The 12,278-nt window shown below is 47.5% G+C and carries 13 protein-coding genes; 7 read left to right on the top strand and 6 right to left on the bottom strand.

Translation table 11 applies throughout. The features are described from left to right. Positions 1-33 precede the first annotated feature (33 nt). The 6 genes from mnmE to rpmH form a co-directional block, all read right to left on the bottom strand. Entirely contained in the window at positions 34-1,395 is a 1,362-nt protein-coding gene (gene mnmE / locus DSZ37_RS13605; RefSeq protein ID WP_109727437.1) for a tRNA uridine-5-carboxymethylaminomethyl(34) synthesis GTPase MnmE, read from the bottom strand. 49 nt (positions 1,396-1,444) lie between these two features. Next, a complete protein-coding gene (gene jag / locus DSZ37_RS13600; RefSeq protein WP_109727436.1) occupies positions 1,445-2,536 on the bottom strand; it encodes an RNA-binding cell elongation regulator Jag/EloR in 1,092 nt (363 codons plus the stop codon). 21 nt (positions 2,537-2,557) lie between these two features. Next, positions 2,558-3,703 (bottom strand): YidC/Oxa1 family membrane protein insertase, encoded by a 1,146-nt coding sequence (locus DSZ37_RS13595; protein ID WP_109727435.1) that lies wholly within the window; start codon positions 3,701-3,703, stop codon positions 2,558-2,560. A 12-nt stretch (positions 3,704-3,715) separates the two neighbouring features. Beyond that, complete coding sequence (yidD, locus tag DSZ37_RS13590) at positions 3,716-3,991, bottom strand: membrane protein insertion efficiency factor YidD (RefSeq protein ID WP_431768068.1); 276 nt, start codon at positions 3,989-3,991, stop codon at positions 3,716-3,718. 8 nt (positions 3,992-3,999) lie between these two features. After that, complete coding sequence (rnpA, locus tag DSZ37_RS13585; RefSeq protein WP_109727433.1) at positions 4,000-4,368, bottom strand: ribonuclease P protein component; 369 nt, start codon at positions 4,366-4,368, stop codon at positions 4,000-4,002. Positions 4,369-4,434: 66 nt separating this feature from the next. Continuing rightward, a complete protein-coding gene (gene rpmH, locus DSZ37_RS13580; protein ID WP_009986162.1) occupies positions 4,435-4,569 on the bottom strand; it encodes a 50S ribosomal protein L34 in 135 nt (44 codons plus the stop codon). A 557-nt stretch (positions 4,570-5,126) separates the two neighbouring features. Here rpmH and dnaA point away from each other — a divergent pair. The 7 genes from dnaA (at position 5,127) to gyrB (ending at position 12,267) form a co-directional block, all read left to right on the top strand. After that, positions 5,127-6,497, top strand: a complete 1,371-nt coding sequence (dnaA, locus tag DSZ37_RS13575) for a chromosomal replication initiator protein DnaA (protein ID WP_109727432.1) — start codon at positions 5,127-5,129, stop codon at positions 6,495-6,497. Between the two features lie 482 nt (positions 6,498-6,979). Continuing rightward, a complete protein-coding gene (gene dnaN / locus DSZ37_RS13570) occupies positions 6,980-8,086 on the top strand; it encodes a DNA polymerase III subunit beta (RefSeq protein WP_109727431.1) in 1,107 nt (368 codons plus the stop codon). Between the two features lie 132 nt (positions 8,087-8,218). Next, entirely contained in the window at positions 8,219-8,431 is a 213-nt protein-coding gene (yaaA, locus tag DSZ37_RS13565; RefSeq protein WP_028521537.1) for a S4 domain-containing protein YaaA, read from the top strand. Beyond that, positions 8,428-9,576 carry a DNA replication/repair protein RecF gene (gene recF, locus DSZ37_RS13560; protein ID WP_109727430.1) on the top strand — a complete coding sequence of 383 codons (1,149 nt, stop codon included), beginning with the start codon at positions 8,428-8,430 and terminating at the stop codon, positions 9,574-9,576. Before yaaA ends, recF begins: the two co-directional genes overlap by 4 nt. Continuing rightward, positions 9,554-9,814 (top strand): extracellular matrix regulator RemB, encoded by a 261-nt coding sequence (gene remB, locus DSZ37_RS13555; RefSeq protein WP_028521539.1) that lies wholly within the window; start codon positions 9,554-9,556, stop codon positions 9,812-9,814. Before recF ends, remB begins: the two co-directional genes overlap by 23 nt. After that, positions 9,814-10,332 (top strand): transposase, encoded by a 519-nt coding sequence (locus DSZ37_RS13550; protein WP_109727429.1) that lies wholly within the window; start codon positions 9,814-9,816, stop codon positions 10,330-10,332. Before remB ends, DSZ37_RS13550 begins: the two co-directional genes overlap by 1 nt. Positions 10,333-10,335: 3 nt before the next feature. After that, the gene (gyrB, locus tag DSZ37_RS13545; RefSeq protein ID WP_109727428.1) at positions 10,336-12,267 is read left to right on the top strand and encodes a DNA topoisomerase (ATP-hydrolyzing) subunit B; all 1,932 of its coding nucleotides are present in this window, start codon (positions 10,336-10,338) and stop codon (positions 12,265-12,267) included. Positions 12,268-12,278: the final 11 nt, after the last annotated feature.

Raw genomic sequence — 12,278 nt, 5'->3', positions numbered from 1 at the left:
ATTTATCCCTCCTCCATTGTTTCACATGAAACATTACTTTCCTACACAGAAGCGTGAGAACACTTCATCCACAACAGCGTCGGTAACTTTTTTACCTGTGAGCTGTAAAAGTGACTGCTCCGCTTCATCAATAAGAACATTCACTGCATCAAGCATTTCACCGATTTCAAGTGATGAAATAGCACTTTCAATACCTTCAAGAGCCTTATCGATACACTTTTTCTGTCGCTCGTTTGCAGCTGTTGCAGTATCAAAATCAGCTTCATTAAGCTTGAATATTTCCTCAATATGCTTATGGAGTTCCTCAACACCTGTGTTTTCCTTTGCAGATAAAAATACTATATGTTGAATTTTATCCTGCAAAAGGGAAGTATTGATCTGCTGATCAACATCATTTTTATTGATGACAGCAATCGTTTTATTTTTGTTTATTTTATTAATCAAATATAAATCGTCCTCGGTAAGCGGACAACTTCCGTCGAATACAGCAATGCACAGCTCTGAGTTATCGATCATCTTTTCAGCCATCTCAACACCGATACCCTCTATCTTGTCATCGGTATCGTGAATACCTGCCGTGTCAGAAAGCCTCAGAGTAATGTCTCCCACGCGGACCGTCTCCTCGATAACATCACGGGTAGTGCCAGCGATCTCGGTGACGATACTCCTCTCGCAGCCGCTGAGACAGTTGAACAGCGTTGACTTACCCACGTTAGGGCGTCCGATAATAGCTGTCGCCACTCCCTCACGAAGTATCCTTCCGCTGTCGTAATTCTTCACAAGAGAATGAAGATCACCGCGCACCTCAGTCAGTTCCGCAGCAAGGTTCTCGGGACGCACCTCGGGGATGTCCTCCTCGGGATAGTCAGCCCACGCCGCAAGATCACCGAGAATTTTCAGCAGCTTCTGAGAGCACTTCTCAGCCTTTTTGAAAGCAGCTCCCTCTCGGAGACTCTCAGCCATTTTCAGCTCGCGCTCGCCCTTTGCCGAGATTATATCCATGACCGCTTCAGCCTGAGTCAGGTCAAGCTTTCCGTTGAGGTAAGCCCTTTTGGTAAACTCGCCTGCCTCAGCGTTGACAGCTCCATTAGCAAGAGCAGCGCGGAGTATCTTTCTCGTGACGTATAAGCCGCCGTGGCATGAAAGCTCCGCAACGTCCTCGCCTGTGTAGCTGTGAGGTGCTCTGAACACCGTCAGTATACAGTCATCAAGGCGCTCTCCGCCGTCGTGAGCGATTCCGTAGGCACAGGTATACCCAGCCATATCTGCAACCTTCTTGTCGCCGTAAGGGGAGAAAATTCGCTCCGCCACAGCGATGGCGTCCTCACCCGATATCCTTATCACCGCTATGCCTCCGACAGCATTGGGAGTCGAAATGGCAGCTATGGTAGACATTTTATCACTTCCTAAAAAAACAACGGCAATTAAGCCGTTGTTTGAGATATTAAAGTTCGATCTTTCCGTAGAGACCGCCCTCGATGCTGTCCTCGGGCTTGGGTCTCTTATAGTCTTTTTCAAAGCTTGTTGAGAGGTCAACGCTTCTGCGCTCCATATTTACCTCTCTGTCGCGGTTTCTTCTCTCGCCGCCGTTGTTTCTTCTGTCGTTTCTTCTTCCGCCGCCGCGGCGATCGTCACGGCGTCTGCCGCCGCTTCTGGGATTATTTGAAGAAATGATTATCTTTCTGTAAGGCTCCTCGCCCACAGAGCGTGAGGAAACACCCTCAATATTTGAGATAGCGGAGTGGATAACTCTTCTCTCGTAGGGATTCATGGGCTCGAGGGGCTGTGATCTGCCTGTTCTGAGGACAGACTTAGCAACCTTTGCAGCCAGCTGCTCAAGAGTTTCTTTTCTCTTGCTTCTGTAGCCGAGGCAGTCAATTGTGATCCTGTAATAGTCCTTGTCGCCCTTGTTAGCGATGATAGAGCAGAGGTACTGGATAGCGTCGAGGGTCTCGCCGCGTCTTCCGATGATAGTACCGTTATTGTTGCTTTCGATGTTGATAACAGCGCCTGTCTCGTTCTGATAAACGGTGAACTCTGCGTCAACGTCCATAGCTCTGAGAATGCTTGTGATATAGTCCTTTGCAAGCTTTACCTTGGGATTGATGAGAGCCTCGTCCTCGATGAGGGTGAAGTTGTCGAGGGAGTAAGCCTCCTCCTCCATATCCTCAGCGGCATTTGTCTCAGCAGGAGCTTCCTCAGCTTTATCTGCCTTGTCAGCTATCTTCTCTACTGCCTTTGTCTCAGTCGTTACAATGGGCTTCTCAGCCACGGGAGCCTTTGTTACAGGCTCTTCTGTCTTAGGTGCGGGAGCAGTTGTCACGGGCTTTGCCTCAGCCTTGGGAGCTGTAGCTGCTGCTGCGGAAGCTGTCTCAACGGTCGCCTTGACCTTTGCTTCCTTAGCGCCCAGTCCGAAAAGTCCCTTTTTTCCTTCGTCGATGATCTCGAACCTGATCTCACTGATCTTTTTTCCGAACTTTTTTGCGGCTAATTCCTTAGCCTCTTCGACGGATCTTGCTGTAAAAATTTCAGTCATACTTTTACCTCCCTGAGGACTTTAGTCCTCATCATTATCATCATCGTCGTAAGAATCACCGTATTTTTCAGCCATGCGCCGCCTTGCTTCCTTGAGCTTGTCGCGGTTCTGCTTGTTCTGTTCAGAACGTGAGATGCCCTTAGCCTTGCCTGAAGCCGAAGAGCCGCCGTTCTGCTGATCGAGAGCAGCCTGCTGCTCCATCATTTTCTGCATGAAGGTCTTCTTATTCGGATGTTTTTCTGCATAAATTCGTGCTTTTTCTTTTTCCTTCTCATTTATTGCCGTAATACGCTCGGGAGTAAAGTAGCAGTTAAGCGCAAAGGTTATAAGGAATGAGAATACGGATGACCATATCCAGTAGAAACCGATACCTGCGGGGAGACCGAAGGCAAACAGGATAGAGATGATAGGCATACCAAAGGTCATGATAGTCATACAGCCGCCGCCTGCCTGAGCAGAAGGATTTGTTCTCTTCTGATGGATCTGGCTGTAAACTGATACCAGCATCTGAGCGAGACCTGCGAGGAAGGGGATAGCTGCCAGAATGAGAGCTTCCCTTGTCCAGCCGCCCTCGGGATGAAGTGTAGGAGTCTTTCCCAAGTTAGCGCCGAAAATAGTGAACTTCTCATTGAATTCGGTCACCTTTGAGAGAAAATTCTCACCGAGAGAAGCGTACTTGTCGCTGTGGTCTCTGAGGTTCTCCATAGTAAGGAGCTCGCATCTCAGGTTCTTCATATCAAGACCCTTGATGTCACTGTTCTGTGCAGCTATGGCAACAGCATCCTTGATGACGTTCTTGGATATGTTAAGGATATGGGTTATAGGCTTATAAATAACGTCGATAACACCGAAGAGCAGGAACATCTGTATGAACATAGGCAGGCATGAGCCCATGGGGTTTACGCCCTCCTGCTGATACAGCTTCTGCTGTTCCTCCTGAAGTCTCTGGGGGTTATTGGCGAAGCTTTTCTTGAGCTTTTCCAGCTTCGGGTTAAGAAGCTGCATTCTTGCTGCGCCCTTCTGAGTCTTGTAGCTGACGGGGAAGAGCAGTATCTTTGTAACTATGGTGAATATGATTATAGCCACCGCATAGTTATTGCAAAACGAGTAAATAAGTCTCATCAGGTATCCGAAAGGGACACCGATAATATCATAAAGTGCGTTCAATATTCATCCCTCTTAAATCTTTTTGTTGTCTTCATCCTCACCGTAGTCAGGGTCAATGAAGTCGTATTTTTTCACCCTGAAGGTGAATTTTTCGGGGACGAGGTCCACGCCGCCCATAGACCATGGGTTGCAACGGAGTATCCTCCACACGGCAAGAGCCGAGCCCCTTACTGCGCCGAAGCGCCTGACAGCTTCCAGAGCATAAGTGCTGCAGGTCGGATAATACTTGCATTTAGGGGGGAACAGCGGAGATATGAACTTTCGGTAGAACTTTATAAGTCCAAGCACCAGATACTTCATATCCGCTTTTTATTGCTGTCGAAGCTCCTGAACATCCTATTGATGTCGGAAACTCCGTACTTTTCCATATAGCCGCAGTATTCCTGTGACTTGATTCCGCAAATGGCATTCCTTGCAACTATGACTATATCCATGCCCACGGGGAGCTTCACCTCGAAGCTTCTGTAAGCGAGGCGGATAAGCCTTTTAGCTCTGTTGCGGCAGACAGCGTTGCCAACTTTTTTCCCTGCGGTTATACCCAGTCGATTGAAGGGTCTGCCGTTTGGTCTGACATAGATGACCGAGTATTTTGAAGCGGCATACCTGCCCTTTTTATACAGGGCGAGGAAGTCCTTATTGTCGTTCAATATTTCCGTATAAAGCATAATCGCACCTGTAAAAGCCGTCCTAACAAAAAAGACCACAAAATAAAGATTTTGTGGTCAGCCTCGTCAGTGAGTTAATCTTGCTCTGCCCTTAGATCTTCTACGAGCTAAAACCTTTCTGCCGTTCTTAGTAGCCATTCTCTTCATGAAGCCGTGCTCCTTCTTTCTGTGGAGCTTCTTAGGCTGATATGTTCTTTTCATATTCAGTGTCCTCCTCTCTGCCAATTGTATATAAGAGCGTAAAAACCGCTCTGACTGACGCGATTTACGCGCAGGGACACTTCGCCCTGCATTACACTAAATCATTATATATTAAAAAGCCCTTTCTGTCAAGCAATTCCCGAAATTTTTTTATCGGGGAGATGATTTTCTGTCTTTTTGACAATATATTCTGAACCTTAACACTTGAAATTTCAACACTTTGTCCGATTTTAACAGTCCGGCTCACAAAGCAGCCCGTATAGTTGAATTATTTGGTTTTCAGGGTAAAAAAACTTATCCACCGACCTGTTTCAACATTTTCATACACGGTATTTGCGGTAAAAACAAGTCCGTCCACCGACTTTTTAAGGTGTTTCAACACAGTTTTCAACAATATGTCAATTTGTGTGTGGAAAGATGGTCTATTTTCTATTTCTTTACCAAGGAAATTCACTTGCATTTTTCAACGGGATATGGTATAATTGTCTTATATATTATTAATAGGAGAGCACGGTATTTTTTTCTCCAACTATACTTACATACATTCGGAGGTTATTATGAATTCATTTGACGAGGTTTTTGAGAAAGTAAAGAGCTACTGCCTCGAGAACGGAACAATACCCGAGATCGGCATCAAGACATGGATAGATCCTCTTGTGCCTGTGGATTTCAACGGTTCCGAGGCTATTTTCAGCGTGCAGACTGATTTCCAGAAGAATATTGTAATGAACTCATATGCCAATGCTGTCAAGGACGCATTCTTCAACGTTCTCGGTCTCAATGTCAGCATCACCATCAATGTTGAATCCGATGAGCCCGAAAAGATCAAGGTTCCCACTGACGCAGAGCTCGAGCAGAAGCACGCAGAGCTTGAACAGTCATATAAATTCGCTAATTACGACTATACCTTCGATACATTCATCGAGGGACGTTCCAACGAGTTCGCTCTTGCCTGCAGTAAATCAGTGGCAAAGAACTGTGGAACAAAGGACGTTCCCGACTATAATCCGCTGTTCATTTATGGACCCTCGGGAATGGGCAAGACCCACCTCATCACGGCTATCGCCAACGATGTAAGGAAAAATCACCCCGACTTCAATATCGTATACGTTACCAGCGAGACCTTCGGAAGCGATCTGGTAAATGCCCTCAATAAGGGTACTATCTCCGACTTCCACAACAAGTACAGGAACGCTGATATACTCCTCATCGACGATATCCAGTTCTTCTCCACAAGAGAGCGTATGCAGGAGGAGTTCTTCCATACCTTCTACAAGCTCCATCAGGAGGGCAAGCAGATCGTCATCACGTCGGATAAGCCCCCCAAGGAGCTGGTTACTCTTGAGGAACGTCTCCGCACCCGTTTCGAGGGCGGTCTCATCGCAGATATCTCTGCCCCCGATTACGAGACAAGACTTGCTATCATCAACAGAAAATCCGAGCTTCTTGAGCTTAAAATGCCCAGCGAGGTAGCAGAATTCATGGCTAACCGCCTGAAATCCAACATCAGACAGCTTGAGGGCGCAGTTGTCCGCCTGAAGGCTCTCAACCACTTCGCAGGAAGCCCCATAACTATATCCATGGCTCAGAGCGTTATGCGCGACGTCCTCGCAGACGAGCAGCCTATACCCATCACCGTTGAGAAGATCATCTCCGAGGTATCCACAGTATACGGCGTATCTCCCGAGGATCTGCGCTCCAGCAAGCGTTCCGCACAGATATCTACTGCCCGTAAGGTAGCTATCTACGTTGTCCGTGAGATAACACAGATGCCCCTTGCCTCCATCGGTACGGAGTTCGGCGGCAGAGACCACTCCACCATCGTTTACTCGGTAACAAGCGTTACAGAGTCGATGGAAAAGGACTCAAACCTGAAGAACCTTGTAAACGATATCATCAAGAACATCAAGGACAAGAGCAAGGTCTGAGTCAACCTGCGGTCAACGTTAAAAATGTTGAAAACTGCTCATTCCACACAGTTTTCAACACTGTGTTAAAAACTATTCTGAAAATTCCCGTCTGAAATTATCCCCGATAAGAAAAAGACAGTCCGCCTTTACTGACCGGAGCTGTCGGATATCATTTCAACACGGACAACTTTCAACACTCAACATCATTGTGAAATTTTACGCTAAAAAATATTTCAATATTCCGTTTTCCACTTTTTTCTCAACTTTTTTTCCTTTTCAACTCCACAGCCTTGAACCTTTTTCACACAAAAACGGACAGTCTCACAGCTTTTCCCCCATTTCAAAAATTTCACAACAGTGCCATGTGGACGAGCTTTGCGGCGTATATCTTAAAAAAGCGCCTGTTCCAACTTTTCCACCGACACAATAACAACAACAATATTATTTATTCTTATCTTAGCTTATCTTATCACAGCCAAGATATCACGGAGGCTTATACAATGAAATTCATCTGCAATAAAACAGAGATCAGCGAGGCTATAGGAAATGTCTCAAGAGCTGTTTCACAGAAATCCACCATTCCCGCTCTCGAGGGCATAAAGGTCCGCGTATCCGAGGGAAGCGTGGAGCTTACCGCCTATAACCTTGAAATGGGTATTCGTACCTCTATCGGTGCAAGCACCGAGGGAGAAGGCGAATTCGTAGTAAGTGCAAGACTTTTCAGTGAGTTCACAAGACGTATGTCGGGAGATGAGATAACCTTCGCTATCGACGAAAACCTCGTTATCACCATCTCATGCAGCGCTACGGAGTGCAGCTTCCCCGCAATGTCAGCAAACGAATATCCCGAGCTTCCCAAGGTTGACTCCGCAAGAAGCTTCTCCGTAAAGCAGAGCATACTCAAATCAATGATAAATATGACCAGCTATGCTGCTTCTCTCAATGAGAGCAAGCCTGTTCTCACAGGTGAGCTTTTCGATATCGAGGAGGGAAGCTTCAATATGGTAGCTATCGACGGTTTCAGACTCGCGATCAGAAGCGAGCTCACCGACTGCACAGAAAAGTATCACTTCGTAGTTCCGAAAAAGGCTCTCCTTGAAGTGTCAACACTTATCAAGGACGACGATGACGAAAAGCTCTGTACAGTCTGCACCAATGACAGACACATCATCTTCGAGATAGGCAACGTTTTCGTTATATCCAGACTTCTCGAGGGCGTTTTCCATAACTACAAGCTCAGTATCCCCAGCGGCTGCAAGACAGAGGTCATCATCAGCAAGAGGGATTTCTCCACCTGTCTCGAGCGCTGCTCCCTGCTTATCGACGACAAGAACAAGTCGCCTATCCGCTGCGAGGTCGGCAACGGCGTAATGAAGATAAGCTGCAAGACAGGCATCGGTAAGATTAACGATGCAATTTCCGCCGATATTTCGGGCGAGACCGTTACTATCGGCTTCAATAACAAGCTCATTCTGGAGGCGCTCCGTGCTGCGGAGGGCGACAAGGTACGTATACGCTTCAACGGCGCAATGAAGGTCATCGAGATACTTCCTCTCGAGGGCGAAAGCTTCATATTCCTTGTAATGCCCATACAGCTCAAGAACTGAGAGCTGCGGAATGGCTGAAACTTCCAGCTGCTGTATGAGCAGCTGAAGTCATGTTTCAGCCCTTTAGCAAGGTACAAAATGTATCGTTTTTTGTTCCGCTATTTAAGTATTCTACCGTAAGAGGTGATATATATGCCCGAAAACAGGATAAAAATAACCACTGAGTTCATAAAGCTGGATGCGCTCCTGAAATTCGCTTCACTTGTGGGCTCCGGCGGAGAGGCAAAGCAGCTCATACAGGACGGAGAGGTCCTCGTGAACGGAGAGGTCTGCACCATGAGAGGCAAGAAGATACGCCCCGGTGACAGAGTAGAGCTGGACGGTCAAGAGGTAATCGTAGAGTGATAGTCACCTACGCCGATATTGACGGCTTCAAGAACCTGAGCGGCATATCATTTGCTCCCGACCCGAAGTATAATATCATAGTGGGTCCAAATGCTCAGGGAAAGACCAATCTTCTTGAAGCCATGTGGATACTTTCGGGCTGCAAGAGCTTCCGCGGCTCGAAGGAAAAGGACTATATCTGCCTCGGCGGCAGCCGTATGGAGTCAAAGGTCAAGATCATGGACAGCGTCCGCGAACAGAAGATAACCTTTGAGATGACCAGAAGCGCCGCAAACAGCAAGAATATAACTCTCAACGGCGTAAAACAAAAGGGAACAAGGGCACTCTTTGATGTTTTCAAGTGCATTGCCTTTATCCCCGACGATGTGGACATAATAAAGGGTTCGCCCGAAAAAAGGCGTAACTTCGTGGATATGGCAGCTTCACAGCTCAATCCCGTCTTTGTCATGCACATCAACAAGAACAACGCCATCATGAACCAGCGCAATGCGCTCCTCAAGGGCATAATGCAGGGAAATACCGAGAGAGCTATCCTTGATGTATGGGACAGACAAGCTTCCCGTGAGGGAGCAGTCATCTCCTATATGCGCCATGAGTATATAGAAAAGTTCAACGGTATCTGCGGCAGACTTTACCGCACTATATCGGGAGGAACAGAGGAGCTTGAGCTGGAGTACAAGTCAAATGTTTTCAGACCCGAGGACTTTGAAAAGCCCTGCGGCGAGGAAGCTTACGAGCAGTATTACAGGAAGCTGAAAGAGACCTCGGATTACGACATCAGAACGGGAAGCACCCATGCAGGAGTGAACCGCGATGAGATAATCATAAAGATAAACGGCGTCAGCGCCAAGGACTACGGCTCGCAGGGGCAGATAAAAAGTGCCGCGCTGGTCATGAAGCTGGCTCAGGCTGAGATATTCATGCAGCGGTCAAAGGAAGCTCCCGTCATATTCCTTGATGACGTAATGGGGGAGCTTGACGAGAGCCGTCAGAGGTTCGTATTCGATATGATAAAAGATATGCAGGTATTCATAACCACACCAAACGAAAATGCGCTTCTTCCCGAGATAAAGGGAAAAATTCTCAGGATAAGCGGCGGAAGCGTTGTGGAGGAGGAAGAAAATGTATCTGCACATAGGGAATAATTACTCCGTGGACGTCAGGGACGTTGTGGGAATTTTCGACATTGAGAACACAACTGTTGAAAAGTGTACCAAGAAGCTCCTTGAACGTGCCGAAAAGGAACATCACTGTATATACACCACCTACGAAATGCCGAAAAGCTTCATAATAACAGTGAAGAACGGCAGCGAGAGGGTGTATATCTCCCAGCTCTCGGCAGCTACACTGCGTAAGCGCCTGAAAAATGGCGGAGGGTTCTGATGGAGGATCGCAGGCTGAACAGATTGAAAAATTACGATTATTCACGGAATGGTCTGTATTTCATTACCATTTGCACGAAAGACCGTATCAGGTATTTATCAGATATCCGTGATGTAGGGAACGCCGCCCTCGGCGTTCCGATCATAAAATTAACGGAATATGGTGAGATCGTTGATAACAATATCAAAAAAATAAATGATATATACCGCTATGTTGCGGTTACGAAATATGTAATAATGCCCGACCATATTCATATGATTTTGTTCATTTCGGATTATGAAGATAAATCTGTAAATTGTGGAACGCCGTGGGCGGCGTTCCCTACAAAAAACGTTTCTCAGATAATCAACGGGCTTAAATCTATTTCTACAAAACAGATAGGTTTCTCTATATGGCAGAAATCATTTCACGACCACATAATCCGCAATGAAAGGGAATTCCTTGAGATCTGCAATTACATAGACAATAATCCCATAAATTGGGTCAATGACATATACAACCAGAATTTTTGGAGGTAAAACATGAGTCAGCAGAACAACAATTACGATGAAAACGACATACAAGTCTTGGAGGGACTTGAAGCGGTCCGCAAAAGACCCGGTATGTACATCGGTTCCACAGGTCCCGGAGGACTCCACCACCTCGTTTACGAGATAGTGGACAACTCCATCGACGAAGCCCTTGCAGGCTACTGTACCGAGATAACCGTTGAGATACTTGAGGGAGATATCATCCGCGTTTCCGATAACGGACGAGGTATCCCCGTAGGTATCCACCCAAAGGAGGGCATCTCAGCTGCTACGGTAGTTTATACCATTCTCCACGCGGGCGGTAAGTTCGGCGGCGGCGGATATAAGGTATCGGGCGGTCTCCACGGCGTTGGCGCCTCGGTAGTAAATGCCCTTTCCTCATGGCTGGAGCTCACAGTCAAGGACGGCGAGCACGTTTACTTCCAGCGCTTTGAGCGCGGTCACTACGATGAGGAGCTGAAGATAATCGGCGATACCAAGGAGACAGGTACCAGCGTAATGTTCAAGGCTGACGATGAGATATTCGAGAGCACTGTCTACGATTATGAGGTGCTTCTGAAGCGTCTCCGTGAGCAGGCTTTCCTCAACGCAGGAATAAAGATAGTCTTCTCTGACAAGCGCGACAGCGCCAATATCATCAGCGAGACTCTCCACTATGAGGGCGGTATCCGTCAGTTCGTAGAGCACATCCATGCCACAAGAGGACTTGAGTCACTCAGCGGCGATGTTATCTATATTTCGGGAACTCAGGGCGACTCCTTCGCGGAGATAGCTCTCCAGTACAACGACAGCTACAATGAGGTAATACTCTCATTCGCAAACAATATCCACACAAAGGATGGCGGCTCCCACGAGACAGGTTTCAAGAATGCCCTGACCAAGGTCATCAACGAGTACGGCGTCAAGATGGGCAAGATAAAGGACGCCAAGGACAAGCTCAAGGGCGAGGACGTCCGCGAGGGACTTACTGCTATCATCTCCGTAAAGCTGACAGAATGTGAGTTTGAGGGTCAGACAAAGGGACGTCTCGGAAATCCCGAGGTAAGACCATTTATTGAGAAAATGGTGCAGGAAAAGCTCATGAATTTCTTAGAGGAGAACCCCGAGACCGCAAACCTCATCTTTGAAAAGAGCGTTTCCGCTCTCAAAGCCCGTGAAGCTGCAAAGCGCGCCCGTGAAGCAGAGCGTAACAAGAACGCTTTCGGAAAGGCGACAATGCCCGAAAAGCTGGCAGACTGCGCCGAGCGCGACAACCGCTATACCGAGATATATATTGTCGAGGGAGATTCTGCGGGTGGTTCTGCTAAGCAGGGACGTGACCGACGCTATCAGGCTATCCTTGCTCTCTGGGGCAAGATGCTCAACGTAGAAAAAGCCCGTATAGACCGTATCTACGGCAATGACAAGCTGGAGCCCGTGGTTACTGCCCTCGGAACGGGAATAGGCGAGGACTTCGACATCGAAAAGCTCCGCTACGGCAAGGTAATAATCATGGCGGATGCCGATGTTGACGGTATGCACATCAGAACTCTGCTCCTCACCTTCTTCTTCCGCTACATGAGACCTCTTATCACCAACGGCAATGTTTATATCGCTCAGCCTCCCCTTTTCAGAGTCGAGCGCAAAAAGAAGATATACTACGCATTCTCCGATGAGGAGCGCGATAAGTACATCGCCGAGCTCTCCGAGGACGGCAAGTACAAGGACGTAGAGGTACAGCGCTACAAGGGTCTTGGTGAGATGGACCCCGAACAGCTCTGGGAGACAACTATGGACCCCGAGCACCGTACCATCGTAAGAATTGGCATGGAGGACGCCCTCAAGGCTGACGAGACCTTCAGCATACTCATGGGCGACAAGGTAGAGCCCAGAAGAAACTTCATCGAGAAGAACGCAAAGTTCGCTCAGGATCTTGATATATGACAGGAGCTGCA

It is taken from the genome of Ruminococcus flavefaciens (assembly GCF_900116855.1).
GTDB lineage: Bacteria > Bacillota > Clostridia > Oscillospirales > Ruminococcaceae > Ruminococcus > Ruminococcus flavefaciens_R.
Note: the sequence above shows the minus strand (reverse complement) of the source record. Positions and strands in the feature narration are given on the sequence as shown.

Coding starts and splice junctions, on each gene's coding strand:
- mnmE (WP_109727437.1), bottom strand. CDS start 1,395: ATGTCTACCATAGCTGCCATTTCGACTCCCAATGCTGTCGGAGGCATA.
- jag (WP_109727436.1), bottom strand. CDS start 2,536: ATGACTGAAATTTTTACAGCAAGATCCGTCGAAGAGGCTAAGGAATTA.
- rnpA (WP_109727433.1), bottom strand. CDS start 4,368: ATGCTTTATACGGAAATATTGAACGACAATAAGGACTTCCTCGCCCTG.
- rpmH (WP_009986162.1), bottom strand. CDS start 4,569: ATGAAAAGAACATATCAGCCTAAGAAGCTCCACAGAAAGAAGGAGCAC.
- dnaA (WP_109727432.1), top strand. CDS start 5,127: ATGAATTCATTTGACGAGGTTTTTGAGAAAGTAAAGAGCTACTGCCTC.
- dnaN (WP_109727431.1), top strand. CDS start 6,980: ATGAAATTCATCTGCAATAAAACAGAGATCAGCGAGGCTATAGGAAAT.
- yaaA (WP_028521537.1), top strand. CDS start 8,219: ATGCCCGAAAACAGGATAAAAATAACCACTGAGTTCATAAAGCTGGAT.
- remB (WP_028521539.1), top strand. CDS start 9,554: ATGTATCTGCACATAGGGAATAATTACTCCGTGGACGTCAGGGACGTT.
- DSZ37_RS13550 (WP_109727429.1), top strand. CDS start 9,814: ATGGAGGATCGCAGGCTGAACAGATTGAAAAATTACGATTATTCACGG.
- gyrB (WP_109727428.1), top strand. CDS start 10,336: ATGAGTCAGCAGAACAACAATTACGATGAAAACGACATACAAGTCTTG.